Genomic DNA, 16,650 nt, shown 5'->3' with positions numbered 1-16,650 from the left:
GCTTCTTCTTAACCTATCTATTCTTTGAGCTGACGCAGCACGATGATTTCTACGCGCCGGTTTTTCTGCCGCCCTGCTTCGGTTGCATTATCTGCAGCCGGACGGGTGTCAGCATAACCTGCGTACTGGAATTCCTCAGCATTCAAATGCCTTTGATCCAGGAAATAACGCAGAACCGAGAGCGCTCGTGCACCTGACAGCTCCCAATTGTCTTTATACTTGGAGGCATATACAATGGGCAGGTTGTCCGTATGCCCTTCAATGCTGATGATGGTATGCAGCTCTTTGAACAGACTGGCGAGCTTGTCCATTACCGGAACGGAACCGGTCTTTAGATCTGCTTTGCCGACGTCAAATAAAAATTTGTCACTGAGCGTGATTGAGATGCCCTGTGGCTGGTCGGCGACGAAGATTTGATCCTCCAGCTTGTTGTCCTTCACGTAATTCGAGATGACCTTCATCAGGTTCTGAAGCTCCTGCTCCTGCTTGCGGAAGGCAAGCTCCCGATCCGTCATCTGATTCACGTCTTTGCTTGGCTGCTGCTGCGGTTTCGCGGCAATATCCGGATTTTTGTGATTGTACTTATCCGCTGTGCCGGTAATGCCGGATCCTTGATCGAGAATAGAGTCGCCGCTTTTAAAAGTAAGCTGGAGAGACTGGGTAATCTCCTTGTACTTTTGAGTATCCAGCCGGCTCATGGCAAACATCATCACGAAGAAAATAAGAAGCAGGGTGATGAGATCTGCATAAGTGATCAGCCACCGGTCCTGTCCATTGTCGCCGCCTTTTCCTCGTTTGCGTCGCCCAAGGCGGTTAGTCCGCTGTCTCATTGAATCCCTCCTTCACCGCAGGGACATGATAGCGTTCCACGGGCGTGAAGGATATAAGCTTTTTGCGCACCAGATTCGGGTGCTCGCCGTTTTGAACGGCAAGAATGCCCTCAAGCAGAAGCTCCATATTCTGAATTTCATCGGCGCTGCGTGACTTAATTTTAGACGCAATGGGTAAAAAGATAATATTGGCGCTGGCAACACCATATAGCGTGGCTGTAAAAGCAACGGCTATGGAAGGTCCCAGATCCGTTGGCTCGGACAGGCTGCCAAGGACATGAATCAGCCCCATGACAGTACCGATGATGCCCATGGTGGGGGCGTAACCGCCGGCAGATTCAAATATTTTCGCATAGCCTTCATGCTTCTGTTCCACGGCGTCGATCTCGAGCTCCATGATCTGTCTCAGAAGGGTATCATCCGTTCCGTCGACGACCATTTGAATGCCTTCGCGTAAAAAAGAGTTCGGATGATCCTGCACCAGCCGCTCCAGGGATAATACCCCGCTGCGGCGAGCCGATGTTGCCATGTTGACCATTTCTTCAATCAGCTGCTCGGTATTATCCGGCTGCCGGGTAAAGGCAAAGCGCAGTGCCTTGGGAATTGTTTTGAGCCGTGTCAGCGGAAAGCTGATCACGACAGCGGCGAACGTGCCCCCAAATACGATGAGCGCCGCCGCTCCTTGCATAAGTCCGTTAATTCGACCTCCTTCCCATAAAAAGCCTCCTACCAGCGCAGCTAGGCCGGCCAGTATGCCGATGATGGTTGTTATTTCCATGTTGTTGATATCACTCCTATCCACGAGTTTGTGTTTGCATAGAGCAAACGATCAGAGTATAATAGACGGGAACAAATATTCCTATTTCAACAAGGATTTCCTATTCATATTATCGGGAAATCTCGACATATAGTTTAGAATATCTATTTTAGATGATAAGGGTGATGTTGGGCAATGAGTGATATTGTCGTCAGTACCGATCCGTTCGAACTTTTATCGGAATATACGCCTCAAGGCGACCAGCCCAAAGCGATTACGGAGCTGGTAGAGGGACTTGAGCAGGGGAAGCGTCATCAGACTTTGTTGGGAGCAACCGGCACAGGGAAGACGTTTACGATCGCGCAGACCATTGCCAAAGTAAACCGTCCGACGCTGGTCATTGCCCATAACAAGACGCTGGCAGCCCAGCTTGCGAGCGAATTCAAGGAATTTTTCCCGAACAATTCAGTGGACTATTTTGTCAGCTACTATGACTATTATCAACCTGAGGCATATATCCCTTCATCCGATACTTATATCGAGAAGGATTCAAGCATAAACGAGGAAATTGATAAGCTGCGCCACTCCGCGACCAGCTCGCTGTTTGAACGGCGTGATGTGATCATCGTAGCCAGTGTTTCCTGCATCTACGGCCTCGGTTCTCCAATAGAGTACTCCAGTTTGCTGTTGTCCCTGCGCGTTGGCATGGAGAAGCCGCGGAATCAGATATTGTCGCGGCTCGTGGACATTCAGTATCAGCGCAATGACATTAACTTCGTGCGGGGGACATTCCGCGTCCGCGGTGATGTCATTGAGATATTCCCTGCGTCCAAAGGCGAACAAGCCGTTCGCGTGGAGCTTTTCGGGGATGAAATCGAGCGGATTACCGAAATTGATGTGCTTACCGGCGAGCTTGTCGGCGAACGCGATCATATTGCCATCTTCCCGGCTTCTCACTTCGTAACGAAAGAAGAGACGATGCGGGTTGCACTGGTGAATATCGAGAGAGAACTGGAAGAGCGTCTGGAATATTTGCGCTCAGAAGGGAAACTGCTGGAGGCCCAGCGTCTGGAACAGCGTACCCGCTATGATATAGAGATGATGAAAGAGGTCGGTTTTTGCTCCGGGATCGAGAACTATTCCGGTCCGCTCACATTCCGTGAACCGGGAGCGACGCCTTATACGCTGATGGATTATTTCCCTGACGACATGCTGATCGTGGTGGATGAATCCCACGTCACGCTGCCTCAGATCCGCGCGATGTATAATGGTGACCGGGCGCGTAAGACAGTGCTGGTGGATCACGGCTTCCGTCTGCCATCAGCACTCGATAACCGGCCGCTGAAATTTGAAGAGTTTGAAGACAAGGTCAATCAGATCATCTATGTATCTGCAACGCCGGGTCCCTATGAGATGGAACATTGCGATACGATGGTTGAGCAGATCATTCGTCCGACAGGACTCCTTGATCCGGTGATCGAGGTACGCCCAACCGAAGGGCAAATCGATGACCTGATCGGTGAAATCCGTGAACGGATTAACCGGGACGAGCGGGTGCTGGTAACGACACTTACGAAGAAGATGTCAGAGGATTTGACAGATTATCTGAAGGAGATCGGCATTAAAGTCCGGTACCTTCATTCGGATATCAAAACGCTGGAGCGGATGGCGATTCTGCGTGATCTTCGTTTGGGTGTATTCCACGTGCTAATCGGGATTAATCTGTTGAGAGAAGGCCTGGATCTGCCGGAGGTATCTCTGGTTGCCATTCTGGATGCGGATAAGGAAGGCTTCCTTCGTTCGGAACGTTCCCTGATCCAGACGATCGGGCGGGCTGCGCGGAATTCCGAGGGCTATGTGCTCATGTACGGAGACAAGATTACCGATTCCATGGATAAGGCGATCAAGGAAACGGCCCGACGCCGCGCTTTGCAGATCGCGAATAATGAAAAGCATGGCATTACACCGCAAACGATCCGTAAAAAGGTACGTGATGTTATCGAGGCGACCAAGGTTGCAGAATCGAAGGCTGACTATCTGACCGGAGCCGCTGGCAAAATGTCGAAGAAGGATCGTCAATCGGTAATTCAGCGTCTGGAAGCAGAGATGAAGGATGCAGCGAAGAACCTGCAGTTCGAACGCGCCGCGGAGCTTCGCGATGCGTTGCTCGAGCTGAAGGCGGAATAAAGATAGATACAATACACAAGGGAACGGCCCGGATTTTAGGTCGTTCTCTTTGTGGATATTATAAACTAACCATGCCATAAAGCTCGGGAGATGTCGGCTTTATGAACTAAAAGGAGATGAACGAGCAGTGGCGAGTGAAAACATCGTAATTAAAGGTGCAAGGGCTCATAATCTGAAAAATATCGATATTACCATTCCGCGGGACAAGTTTGTCGTGCTGACAGGACTCAGTGGATCCGGTAAATCTTCATTGGCTTTTGATACGATCTATGCCGAAGGCCAGCGACGTTATGTGGAGTCCTTATCCGCTTATGCGCGTCAATTCTTGGGACAGATGGAGAAGCCGGATGTCGATTCGATCGACGGCTTGTCTCCGGCGATTTCGATCGACCAGAAGACAACCAGCCGTAACCCGCGTTCAACGGTGGGAACCGTCACGGAGATCTATGATTATCTTAGATTATTGTTTGCGCGAATTGGCCATCCCCATTGCCCGGAGCATGGCATTGAGATTACCTCCCAGACCGTTGAGCAGATGGTAGACCGGATTATGTCTTATCCGGAGAAGACAAGACTGCAGCTGCTTGCGCCGCTGATTTCGGGACGTAAGGGTGAACATAAAACATTATTTGCCGATGTAGCCAAACAGGGCTTCGTACGGGTGCGTGTGGACGGCGAGCTGCGCGATCTTTCTGAAACGATCGAACTGGAGAAGAACAAGAAGCATACGATCGAAGTTGTTGTAGACCGGATTGTTATTAAGGAAGGTGTAGAGTCGCGCTTGGCCGATTCCATTGAAACGGCGCTCAAACTTTCCGGAGGACAGCTGCTGGTGGATATTATGGGCCAGGAGGAGCTGCGCTTCAGCTCGAATTTTGCCTGCCCAATTTGCGGTTTCAGCATGGAAGAGCTGTCTCCGCGGATGTTCTCGTTCAACAGCCCGTTTGGTGCCTGCCCGGAATGTGACGGACTTGGCGTTAAAATGATCGTCGATCCGGATCTGCTCATTCCTGATACAGACAAGTCCATTGAAGAAGGAGCCTTCTTGGCATGGACCGGGAGTACTTCCAACTATTATCCGCAGTTCTTGAGCTCTGTATGCGAGCATTACCATATTCCGCAGGATGTGCCGGTCAGCCAGCTGAAGAAAGAGGATATGGACAAGCTGCTGTACGGAACAGGCAACCAGAAGGTGCGTTTCCGCTACGAGAATGATTTTGGCCAGAAGAAAGAGGCATACGTTGTATTTGAAGGTGTCATACCGAATCTGGAGCGTCGATACCGCGACACGGCTTCAGAAGGGATTCGCGAGTTTATCGAAAACTTTATGAGCGCCAAACCTTGCGAGGTATGCAAAGGGCATCGTTTGAAGAAAGAAGTGCTGGCGGTTACCGTGAACGACAGCAATATTGCTGATGTGACAAGCTTGTCGATTGGGGACGCCATGAAGAAGTTCGATTCACTCGAGCTCAGCGAGAAGGAACGTGCTATCGCACACTTGATTTTGAAGGAAATCAACAGCAGATTGGGCTTTCTGGTTAATGTCGGACTGGAATATCTGACATTGAGCCGAGCGGCAGGGACGCTATCCGGCGGAGAAGCCCAGCGGATTCGTCTTGCTACCCAGATCGGTTCCAGTCTGATGGGTGTATTGTATATTTTGGATGAGCCGAGTATCGGCCTGCATCAGCGTGACAATGACCGGCTGATTTCCACGCTGGAGCACATGCGTAATCTTGGGAATACGCTCATAGTCGTTGAGCATGACGAGGATACCATGATGGCAGCTGATTATATCATTGATATTGGACCGGGAGCAGGGATTCATGGCGGCCGGGTAATCGCACAGGGGACGCCGAAGCAAATTATGGAGGATCCGAACTCTCTGACGGGACAGTACTTGAGCGGACGTAAGTTTATCCCGGTTAACACCAAGCGCAGAAAGCCGGATGACCGCTGGCTTGAAATACGCGGTGCGAAGGAAAACAATCTTAAAAACCTGAATGTGAAAATTCCGGTAGGCGTCTTTACGGCTGTTACAGGCGTGTCGGGTTCCGGTAAATCCACGCTGGTCAACGAGATTCTATATAAAACACTGGCGAAGGAATTGAATAAGGCCTATAAGGTCAGACCGGGAGCGCATAAGGAGATCAGAGGGCTTGAGAACCTGGAAAAGGTCATCGATATCGACCAATCTCCAATCGGCCGTACACCGCGTTCCAATCCTGCAACCTATACGGGCGTGTTTGATGATATCCGCGACATATACGCACAAACGAATGAAGCCAAGATTCGCGGCTACAAAAAAGGCCGCTTCAGCTTTAACGTCAAGGGCGGACGATGTGAAGCCTGCCGCGGAGACGGCATCATCAAGATCGAAATGCACTTCCTGCCGGATGTTTATGTGCCTTGTGAAGTTTGCAAGGGCAAGCGCTATAACCGCGAAACTCTGGAAGTGAAATATAAAGGCATGAATATCTCCGATGTGCTGGAGATGACGGTGGAGGATGCGACGGAATTTTTCAAAAACATTCCGAAGATACACCGCAAGCTGCAAACATTGCTGGATGTAGGCTTGGGCTACGTTACCATGGGCCAGCCGGCCACCACACTCTCCGGCGGCGAAGCTCAGCGTGTGAAGCTGGCTTCCGAGCTGTACCGCCGCAGCACTGGTAAAACGCTGTATATTCTCGATGAGCCAACGACAGGTCTTCATGTGGACGATATCGACCGTCTGTTAACGGTACTGCATCGCTTGGTAGAATCAGGAGAATCCGTGCTTGTTATTGAGCATAATCTGGATGTGATCAAGACAGCCGACTACCTGATTGATCTGGGACCGGAAGGCGGCAGCGGAGGCGGAACGATCATCGCAACCGGTACGCCGGAGCAGATCGTGAAGGTGGAAGAATCATATACAGGCAAGTATCTGAAACCGGTACTAGAGCGGGATACAGCCCGTACTGAAGCGCTGCAGGTCAGCAGCTGATAGAAGCTGAATTGAATAAAGCCCCTCCATGGAGGGGCTTTTTCAAATGATAATAAATGTTAGATTCTTAAACATATTTATGTTGTTTTGGGTAAATACTATATGAAAAGATACAAAAACCATATCCAAAAATAGGCAATTTTATGACAATTTCAATTTTTTCTATGGGAAGTCTTGCATCTATCCCCGTGGAAGGATAACATGTAGAGAGATATGTAAAATTGAGCGAAGACATAGAGGAGGTCCAATCATGTTGCTTGCAGAAGCTGCTGCATCGGCTGCATCTAAATTCAATACCTTTGATATTTTTATGATCTTGTTTACGCTGCTTATTCTCATCGGGACGATTCGCCTCGTGACTCAACCGGTTAAGAACAAGTTTGCAATCGGATTCAGCGTGGTTTGCCTTCTGGTATTCCTTGCTTCTGATTTCGCAATGGTTCAGAACTGGATGAGCTAGGAAGACGCAGATAAACTGATGATACGACGAATGAAGACACCTTACGCCTTTCGGCGCCGCAAGGGGTCTTTTTTTATTGCCTGTTTGCATTCAAACGGAAGATCGAGCACAACCTGTTCCCGCAGTTCGTAAAGTTCGTCGAAAGATGTTTTCGTAAGCTCGAAAAGATAGGGCTTCGGAGCAATTGTGCAGTTACCCGGATGTGTGTTACAGTGGGCTAAGATTGAGGGTGTGTAACCCAGTATTGTGTATAAATAGAAAAATAAGGCTAGGTGAACATATGAAGCCTATGGGGAAAAAGAGGGTCATTTTGCTGTTTTGCAGTCTTATGCTGCTTGGCGGGGCTGCTGAAGCCGGTGCGCAAAGTGCGGTGAAAACACAAACGGCTGCCAAGACAAAAGCGACCACGACAGCTGCAGTGAAAAACCAGAAAAATACGGCCAGCACCAAAGTGCAGGTTCCTGTGGATCCAGTACCGCAGATCATAAAGGATGTCTCACCGTCGGTTGTCGGCATTATCGGCCGTTCAACGGATCCTGCGGATAAAGCAGCCGCAAACCGCAACAATCTGACGCATGGTACGGGTGTCATTATCAAGTCGAATGGCTGGATTGTAACGAATGCGCATGTCGTCAACGGGCTGCAGAGTACAGTTGTTGTAACAGCGGACGGCAAAACATATAAAATTACGGATACATATGTAGATGAAACAAGTGACCTTGCAGTGGTCAAAATCAATGCATCGAACCTGGTACCCGCTGTATTCGCTAAGTCGGCGCAAAGTGCGCAGGTCGGGGAAAAGGTCGTAGCCATCGGTACGCCCATCTCCTTTTCATTTCGCAATTCGGCAACGGTTGGTGTGGTCAGCGGTTTGAACCGGGCGATCAATGCCTCCTACCGTTTGATTCAAAGTGATACAGCCATCAATCCAGGCAACAGCGGAGGTCCGCTGGTGAACATGAAGGGTGAAGTGCTGGGCATTAATAGTATGAAGTTCGCGGCCGTAGGGGTGGAAAACATGGGTTTCTCCATTCCTGCAGAGACGGTTCAGTATGTCATCAATCAGCTTTTTAAATACGGAGAAGTAAAGCGGCCTAGCCTTGGACTCAATATGGAGGAAAGCTGGTCCGCCATTGTAGGTCTGCCAACGGATGATCCTTTAACCATTACCAAAGTCATCTCTGATGAAGCGAGGAAGGCCGGGATTCATGAAAATGACGTCCTGTACAGCATTGATGGCAAACGCGTAACCTCTGTCGTGGATATCAACGAGATGTTCAAGTCTTACATGCCGGGGCAAACCGTCAAGCTGTTGATGCAGAGTGATGGAGACATCGTGGTTCGTAAGCTTGTGCTTTCACAAGATAGCGGTGAGAACGATGATCTGCCAGCAGACGATTCCGGAGATGAATTTTAATGGGGAAGAAGGGACATGCACGGATGAAGAGAACTGCGATTCTCAAAATGGGCTCTGCGCTTCTGGCGTGCAGCGTAATATTCTCCGCGGCTGTACCCGCTTGGGCGGATAGTGCGGCAGCGGACAGGCTGACATTCAAAGTGAAAACAGGCAGCACATCGGCTTTCATGAACGGTAAAGAAGAGAAGATCATCAAGCCTTACAGTGATCACGGAGTCGTGATGGTACCGCTTGGCCTCTTCAAGCGAACCTTTGGCAGTGAAGTACGGCTCGAGAACAGCAATGTGGTCAAAGTGATGTATGGAGCGCATACGATTTCCATGACGATTGGCAGTCATATCGCTTGGGTGGACGGACGCAAAGTGAAGCTTGACGCTGCACCTGCCATGGTTTCCGGCACACTGATGGTACCACTAAGACTGGTTGCTGAAGGGATCGGAGCGAGCATAGCTCCAGAAAGCACCGGATCGCTTACCGTGAGTCTCACCCCGTCCGAAGATGCTGTGGATGATGAAGATGTAGGAATTGATGCGGATCTTGGTAAAACCAAAATCGGCAACAGCTTCTATCAATGGACGATGAATTATCCGAGCGGTTTGATTCTTGGCAGCGGAGAGCAGGATGAGAGCATTGTCTCGTTCAGCGATTCGGAGGATACCTACTATTTTGAGGTACATGCCAAGGATCAGGATGTGAAGCTGGGAGCAGACGAGCTTCTGGAACAGCTGGTAGAGGACGCCAAGGATGCCGGAGAAATAGTGGTGGACCGGGAGAGCTTCCCGCAAGCCAAGGTGCCTTATGCCCGCATCATCGCTAAAGATGGTGACGGAACGTTCTGGGAAAGCCGGATGTACTATAGCAATGATCGCGTGTATGAAGTGTATTTTGCCGATCTGAAGGCTGCGAACTATAAGGATCTCAAAAAATACGCCGGACTCCTGAATTCCTTCAGTCCCGGTTACAACGCTGCCGATAAAACGGTTAAGGACTTGTCCACCGTCAAAAACGGCATGTGGCGCGAATATAACGATGACTACGGTGTTTCGCTTGACGTGCCAGCCGGCTGGAGTGTGGACAACACGAATATGTATTACGAAAGCAAGGATGGAAGCTATCTGAAGCTGAATGTGTCCTCCTCTCCAAAAGGCTCGAGTCTGGAGCAGTGGAGCGAGGATATGAAGACATGGCTGAAGGAATCCTTCGTGCAGGATGCATATCAGATCGTGAATACATATCCAATGGAAATTTCCGGTGAAAAGGGACTTGTGAATGAGGTCAGATATAATTATGGTGACGGCTGGGCAACAGAATATGAGGTCATGATACTGCATAACGGATATCGCTACTATACCGAATACACTGTACCTGAGGATCAAAAGGGTGATTTGAGCAAGTTCAAGGATTTGATGAATTCCATTGATATTGACTTCAAGGTGGTCTCCGACACCTTCGGTAAGATGGAAGAGGACGCGTTCCTGATCAGCAAATCCAAGACAACGACCAAGACATCCAAGGCATTTCAATATCAAATCAATATCCCGCAATACTGGACGGCGAATCAGGATAAATTCGAAAAATCACCGATTGAGTATCAGTTTGTAGGTGGACGATTCCGCATAACGGCTGAAAAATCCACTTCACTGGAGGCAGCGGTCAGCCAGCTGAAATCTTACTATACCGAAGCGGCAAAATATCAAAAGGATCTCAAGCTGGAAAAGACGGAAAACATCACATTTGCAGGTGAGCCTGCCGTGTCGATTACACTGCATCAAGTGAAGGATGGCATACCATACAGCGCGCGCCAGATTTTGCTGCAAAAGAATGATATTGTCTATACGATCAGCACATCTCTGAATGATGCGAATGCAACGGCTTCGCAAAAGGATGCACTCGAGCAAACCCTGAAATCTTTTGCATGGACGCCGTCTAAGAGCGACTTAATCAAACAGCCGTAATCATAAAATAAATCATCAAAAAGCAGCTCGCTAATCCGAGCTGCTTTTTATATTGGATTATATAATTTATTTAATGGATTGGATCTGCCTTTTGAATCGCGGGCTGTCGCGGGGTTATACCCGATAACACAAACGTCGCAATTACGGCGATAATAACACCAGCAGCACCAAACCAGGTGATCGAAGCCAGAGACACATGTCCGATGACAAGTCCCCCAACCGCCGCTCCGACAGCCATGGCAAGCTGCATCGTGGACTGGTTAAGGCTCAGCATAACGCCCGAGGATTCGGGAGCAAGAGAAATCAAGTTATACTGCTGGGTCGGCCCAGAGGACCAGGCGGCGAAAGACCAGAGAATTAGAATAGCAAATATGGCAACCACGGAATGGCCTGCAAACGACAGCAGAATCAGGGAAATGATATGGAGCACCATGCCGGAAGCAAGTGTGAACAGGACTCCCCGTTTGTCTGCGCTGTAACCTCCAACCTTGGAGCCAATCAAACTGGCAATACCGAAAACAAGCAGCGCGGCACTCAGCAAAGAATCATTTAAATGCGTCACTTCAAGCAAAAAAGGCGAGATGTAAGTATACGCAAGTGAATATCCCCCCAGCCAGAAAAATGTAATTCCTAACGCAATTGCGACTTGCGGTCTTTTTAACAAAGCAAACTGCTTCATCAGTGGAATCGGCTCATCACCCTTAATGCGTGGAATGGACAGGGCAATGACAACCATAGCCAAACTCCGACAAGAGCGATGGCCAGGAATACCGCTTTCCAGCCCAATGCTGTGGATATCATTCTGCCGAGCGGGACGCCGATAATGAGCGAGGCGGTAAAGCCCATCGTTACAGTGGCAATAGCTCCGGCTTGTTTGCCGGGTGGAGCGATTTTGGCGGCAATGCTGAGCGCAGTAACGACAACCATGCCAGCTCCTAGAGCCATGATGATTCTGGCCGCGATAAAGAGCTCAAACCCAGGCAATGCGAATGAGAGCAGATTCGCCACAATAAAGAGCCCAAGCGAATAGAGCAGCAGCTTGCGCCGATCTATTTTTGCGGTTGCCGCCATCAGGATAGGGGTCCCAATCGCATAAGCAAGAGAAAAGACCGTGATCAGCTGGCCGGCAGCGGCTACACTGGTACCCAGAGTCACAGCAATCCGGTCCAAAATTCCGGAAATAATATATTCAGATGTTCCTACCAAAAAACTAATCAGTGCAAGGACATATACTTTCCACGTTCCCATGTTTCCACTCTCCCAGTATGTTTGTTAAAAACTATATTTCTAAAAATATCGAAATATAAATTAAAAAAAATTAATCAAGCAGGTATGGAGCGTACTTAGCAGCGACTTCCTTGTCTAAACTATAGTATATGAAGGTTCCTTCTTTGCGGAAGGTCAGCAGTCCGGATTCTGCCATTTGCTTTAGGTGGTGGGACAAAGTCGAGATAGCAACGGTTTGCAGCTTGTCACCTAAGACGGAGCAGCATTGATCGCTTTCTTCTCTCAAGAGCAGAGCGATTTTGAGACGGGTAGGTTCACCAAGCGCTTTATATATTTTCACGGCCTGCTGCTGATCATTAGGTGCTTTCACTTGGTTCGAACCTCCTGAATAATTTATATTTCGATATTTGTAGAAATAATGTATCACAAGGATATGGATTCGTAAACCCTTATTTGCCTCATCATCAAGAGTACTTCTGCACCGAATGAGATGTTAGACCTTTCCTTTAGTTCAATTTATATTAGGTAGAAGGATCGCTGGATGTCTGGTAAACTAGTTAAGTTACGGCGGGGATTATAGATTCCTGCGTTTTAACGATAGAGATTCAAGTACAGCCGGCCGCGGCCGGTTTGGGAGGATATAGATGAACACGAAAGATTTACGTAGGGAAGATGTGGAGCTGCTGGCACCTGCTGGTGATTGGGACTGCATGCGGGCGGCGGTAGCGAACGGAGCGGATGCCATCTTTTTCGGTGTGGAAAAGTTTAACGCCCGGGCACGTGCCAACAATTTTCTGATGGCCGAGCTCCCGGAGATTATGTCATTTTTGCACAGCTATGGAGTAAAGGGCTTTTTGACGTTTAACATTTTGGTGTTTGAAAACGAACTTGAGGATGCCAAGGAACTGATCGATGCTTGCGTTGATGCAGGCGTCGATGCTGTCATCGTTCAGGATTTGGGATTGGTCAAGCTGATTCGTGAGATTTCACCGGACTTTCCGATTCATGGATCGACACAAATGACGATTACTTCCCCGGAAGCGGTGGAGTTTACGAAGCCTTGGGGCATGGAACGCGTTGTTTTGGGACGCGAAAACAACCTGAAGCAAATTCAAAAAATCGGCGAGCAGGCCAAGCTGCCGATGGAAGTATTCGTTCATGGAGCGCTGTGTGTATCCTATTCGGGTCAGTGCCTGACCTCGGAAATGTGGGGCGGACGCTCGGCAAACCGCGGCGAATGCGCGCAGGCCTGCCGCCTGCCGTATGACCTGATGGTGGACGGCGAACAAAAGCCGATGGGAGACGTCGCTTATTTGCTTTCCCCTAAGGATTTGGCCGCCATTGATCTGATGCCGGAACTGATTGAAGCGGGCGTCACTTCATTCAAAATTGAAGGCCGTTTGAAGACCCCGGAATATGTTGCAAATGTAGTGAGCAAATACCGCAAGGCGATTGACCGTTATTTTGAAGGGGATCAGACGAAGCCAAGTGAGGAAGAAATGCGTGAGCTGCAGCAGAGCTTTTCACGCGGATTTACGCATGGATTCCTGGAAGGCACGAATAATAAAAAGCTGGTGGACGGAACATTCCCGAAAAGCCGTGGTGTCTATGTCGGCCGTGTAGAGCAAATTTTGCGTGATGGCGTGGTCTGCAAGATTGAAGCCCCGCTTAAGCGTGGCGACGGTATCGTATTTGATGCAGGAGATCCGACCAAGAAAGAAGAAGGCGGACGTATCTATGATCTTCGCCGTAAAGGCGTGAAGCTCGAAGGTGAAGCAGGCGAAGGCTGGATCGTTGATATCGTTCCTGGCCGCAGCGATGTGGATCTTCAGAAGCTTCATGTAGGAGACCGTATCTGGAAGACGAATGATCCGGCGCTGGACAAACGCCTGCGTCAAACTTTCGAAACGGAGAAGCCATACCGGGTTTTCCCGGTGCATGTGAAGGCATTCGGCCATGCCGGCGGCCTGCTGACCACGGTTTGGACCGATGTGCAAAAAGGCACGACGGTCCAGGTGGACTCGGAGCTGGAACTGGAAATCGCCAAGAAACGGCCGATGGACTATGCACTCCTGGAGGAGCAGTTCGGCCGTTTGGGCGGCACCTTGTTCCAGCTGGAGCAGCTTGACGTCGACCTGCAGGGCGACGTCATCGTGCCTATGCGCGAGCTGAACAGCATCCGCCGCCGTGCGGTGGAGCTGCTTGAGGGCGAGCGTCCGAAGGCGCCCGTATATGTGAAACGGGCGGCAACGGTGTACAGCGATGCCGCGCATAGCGCATCGCCAGTGCCACGCGGTGAGGCGAAGCTCACCGCGCTGTGCCGCAGCCTCCCGCAGGTGGAGGCTGCGCTGGAAGCCGGCGTCGAATTCATATACGCCGACTTCGAGTTCATCAAGCAGTTCAAGGAAGCGGTGGAAACCGTTCGTGCCGCCGGCAAGCGAATTGCGCTCGTAACCCCGCGCATTCATATGCCGATCGAGAACGGTATCCATAAGAACATCCTGCGCCTCCAGCCGGATGCCGTGCTGGTGCGCAACACCGGCGCGCTGTATTTCTACCTGCGCGAACGGATGCTGAATCCGGATGCCAAGCATCCGCAGCTGATCGGCGACTTCTCGCTGAACATCGCCAACCATAAAGCGGTGGATTTGTTCCTGGAAGCCGGCTGTGACACGGTCACACCGTCTTATGACCTGAACATCCAGCAAATGGTTGATTTGCTCGGACGCTCGGATACCTCGCGGATGGAAATCGTCATTCATCAGCATATGCCGATGTTCCATACTGAGCATTGCGTGTATTGCACCTTCCTCAGCGAAGGCACGGACTACACCAACTGCGGACGCCCTTGCGAAGAGCACCGGGTATCCCTGCAGGACCGGATCGGCATGTCCCACCCGGTTCGGGTGGACGAAGGCTGCCGCAATACGGTCTACAATGCCATCGAGCAGTCCGGTGCCGAGTACCTGACCAATTTCATGGAGCTTGGCGTATCCAATTACCGCGTTGAGTTCCTCGAAGAAACACCGGATCAGGTGCATGAGGTTATCGAGCTCTACAAACGTGCGCTGCGCGGCGAAATCAGCGGCACGCAGGTATGGAAGACGCTGAAAGCAACCAACCAGCTCGGCGTAACACGCGGGCAGCTGGTGAAATAGATTATTGAGATATATTAGAGAGCCTCTCCTCTGGTCACGAATTTGTGATTGAGGAGGGGCTTTCATGTTTTCATTTTTATTTATCCAACCGATTCCAAAATAAATTTTATTTGCTATAATAAACCAAAGGGATACAATTTGTATCTTTTTGATGTATCCATGCGACGAATAAACATAGACAATCACCTCAGGACGTATACTCCAGTATCTTCTCCAGCTTATCTTATCTTCATTGGCAAGGACCTTCACGAATAACACATCCAGCGCTGACATTTCTAATTACATCAAGTGTATGCTTGCTTGTCATTTTCACTTAATCATTCGATTTAGGGGGCATTTATGAAAGCAATCATTTTAGCCGGAGGTACGGGTTCCCGCTTGTATCCCTTAACCAAAGTGACGAATAAACATCTTCTTCCTGTGGGTAAGTATCCTATGATTTTTCATTCTGTATCGAAATTGAAGCAGGCTGGCCTAACGGATATTCTGGTTGTCACAGGGAAGGAGCATATGGGAGATGTCGTGAGCCTGCTTGGAAGCGGCCGGGACATGGGGGTTTATTTTACATACAAGGTTCAGGATGAGGCAGGAGGCATTGCGCAGGCCTTGGGCTTGTCCGAGCAGTTTGTGGGCGGAGATCAGATGGTGGTTATTTTAGGAGACAATGTCTTCGAGGATGATATTACGCCATTCGTTGAAAAGTTCCGTTCACAAAAAAACGGTGCCAAGATTTTGATCCAGGAGGTCCAGGATCCTTGCCGTTTTGGGGTGCCTGAGCTTCAAGACGAACGTATTCTTTCTATTGAGGAAAAACCGGAGCAGCCCAAAAGCCAATACGCTGTCACGGGAATTTACATGTTTGACAGTCAGGTATTTGATATTATCCGGACATTAGAGCCATCCGCACGGGGCGAACTGGAAATCACAGACGTAAATAATTCATATATTAAACGTAATGAGTTAACTTTTGATGTTTTGCGCGGCTGGTGGACGGACGCGGGTACTCATGCCTCGTGGTCCCGGGCGAATGAATTAGCGCAGGAAATCATGTTTAGCGAGGAATTTGGCAAATTCAAATTGTAACGAAACGATGGAGGAGGAGCCGAAAAATGTTGAAAGTCACGTCTTTACCTTTAAAAGGCGCTTGCCTGCTCGAACCGGCTGTCCATGGAGATAACCGGGGTTTCTTCATGGAAAGCTACAATGAGGCTGATCTGAAGCAGCAGGGAATAACACTCCAATTCATACAGGACAATCAGTCCTTATCTGCGGAGCCGGGCGTGATTCGCGGTCTGCATTACCAGCTTAATCCGAAGGCACAGACTAAAGTCGTGCGTGTTGTCAGGGGAGCCATCTATGATGTCATTGTTGATGTCCGCAGAAGCTCATCTACTTTTGGTCAATGGGTCGGGGTCATTTTAAGCGAATATAATCATCGTCAGCTCCTGGTTCCAAAAGGATTTGCTCACGGGCTATGCACGCTCGTTCCAAACACCCAAGTGTTGTACAAAGTGGACGAATATTATTCCCCCGAGAATGATCGCGGCATATTATGGAACGACCCTGCGCTGGGAATCGATTGGCCCGCTTCCAGTCCGATTCTTTCGGATAAAGATCAGCGTCACCCGCTTCTGAAGGATGCGGAACTGAATTTCGATTAGGAGGCCGCT

The 16,650-nt window shown here is 49.7% G+C and carries 11 protein-coding genes and 1 pseudogene; 8 read left to right on the top strand and 4 right to left on the bottom strand.

The genetic code is table 11. The features are described from left to right. Positions 1-17: 17 nt before the first annotated feature. Together KJS65_RS18745 and KJS65_RS18740 are read right to left on the bottom strand one after the other, a co-directional pair. Positions 18-830: a flagellar motor protein MotB gene (locus tag KJS65_RS18745; RefSeq protein WP_213651409.1), complete on the bottom strand. Its 813-nt coding sequence runs from the start codon at positions 828-830 to the stop codon at positions 18-20. Beyond that, positions 814-1,608 (bottom strand): flagellar motor protein, encoded by a 795-nt coding sequence (locus KJS65_RS18740; RefSeq protein ID WP_213651408.1) that lies wholly within the window; start codon positions 1,606-1,608, stop codon positions 814-816. The genes KJS65_RS18745 and KJS65_RS18740 overlap by 17 nt, the downstream gene beginning before the upstream one ends. Positions 1,609-1,782: 174 nt before the next feature. Here KJS65_RS18740 and uvrB point away from each other — a divergent pair, with 174 nt between their 5' ends. The 5 genes from uvrB to KJS65_RS18715 all read left to right on the top strand — a co-directional run bounded on the left by uvrB (position 1,783) and on the right by KJS65_RS18715 (position 10,595). Next, a complete protein-coding gene (uvrB, locus tag KJS65_RS18735; protein WP_213651407.1) occupies positions 1,783-3,774 on the top strand; it encodes an excinuclease ABC subunit UvrB in 1,992 nt (663 codons plus the stop codon). A gap of 127 nt (positions 3,775-3,901) precedes the next feature. Further along, a complete protein-coding gene (gene uvrA / locus KJS65_RS18730; protein WP_213651406.1) occupies positions 3,902-6,763 on the top strand; it encodes an excinuclease ABC subunit UvrA in 2,862 nt (953 codons plus the stop codon). A 250-nt stretch (positions 6,764-7,013) separates the two neighbouring features. After that, positions 7,014-7,223: a hypothetical protein gene (locus tag KJS65_RS18725; RefSeq protein WP_136607087.1), complete on the top strand. Its 210-nt coding sequence runs from the start codon at positions 7,014-7,016 to the stop codon at positions 7,221-7,223. A gap of 280 nt (positions 7,224-7,503) precedes the next feature. Beyond that, positions 7,504-8,640 (top strand): S1C family serine protease, encoded by a 1,137-nt coding sequence (locus KJS65_RS18720; protein ID WP_213651405.1) that lies wholly within the window; start codon positions 7,504-7,506, stop codon positions 8,638-8,640. Next, entirely contained in the window at positions 8,640-10,595 is a 1,956-nt protein-coding gene (locus tag KJS65_RS18715) for a copper amine oxidase N-terminal domain-containing protein (protein ID WP_244864640.1), read from the top strand. Before KJS65_RS18720 ends, KJS65_RS18715 begins: the two co-directional genes overlap by 1 nt. Positions 10,596-10,665: 70 nt before the next feature. On the opposite strand, the pseudogene KJS65_RS18710 reads toward KJS65_RS18715, so the two are convergent. Continuing rightward, positions 10,666-11,843: pseudogene (locus KJS65_RS18710) on the bottom strand (MFS transporter). A 70-nt stretch (positions 11,844-11,913) separates the two neighbouring features. Beyond that, positions 11,914-12,192, bottom strand: coding sequence for an ArsR/SmtB family transcription factor (locus KJS65_RS18705; protein ID WP_213651404.1), 279 nt, complete (start codon positions 12,190-12,192; stop codon positions 11,914-11,916). A gap of 274 nt (positions 12,193-12,466) precedes the next feature. Between KJS65_RS18705 and KJS65_RS18700 the strand changes: the two genes are divergently transcribed. The 3 genes from KJS65_RS18700 to rfbC all read left to right on the top strand — a co-directional run bounded on the left by KJS65_RS18700 (position 12,467) and on the right by rfbC (position 16,641). Continuing rightward, on the top strand, positions 12,467-14,980 hold the full coding sequence (locus KJS65_RS18700; protein ID WP_213651403.1) for a U32 family peptidase: 2,514 nt from the start codon (positions 12,467-12,469) through the stop codon (positions 14,978-14,980). A 339-nt stretch (positions 14,981-15,319) separates the two neighbouring features. Beyond that, positions 15,320-16,063 carry a sugar phosphate nucleotidyltransferase gene (locus tag KJS65_RS18695; RefSeq protein WP_213651402.1) on the top strand — a complete coding sequence of 248 codons (744 nt, stop codon included), beginning with the start codon at positions 15,320-15,322 and terminating at the stop codon, positions 16,061-16,063. Positions 16,064-16,092: 29 nt separating this feature from the next. After that, a complete protein-coding gene (gene rfbC / locus KJS65_RS18690; RefSeq protein ID WP_213651865.1) occupies positions 16,093-16,641 on the top strand; it encodes a dTDP-4-dehydrorhamnose 3,5-epimerase in 549 nt (182 codons plus the stop codon). The last annotated feature ends 9 nt before the right edge of the window (positions 16,642-16,650 follow it).

Origin of the sequence: Paenibacillus sp. J23TS9 (assembly GCF_018403225.1) — a bacterium.
Lineage (GTDB): Bacteria > Bacillota > Bacilli > Paenibacillales > Paenibacillaceae > Paenibacillus_AQ.
This window is presented reverse-complemented; position numbering and strand designations above follow the sequence as displayed.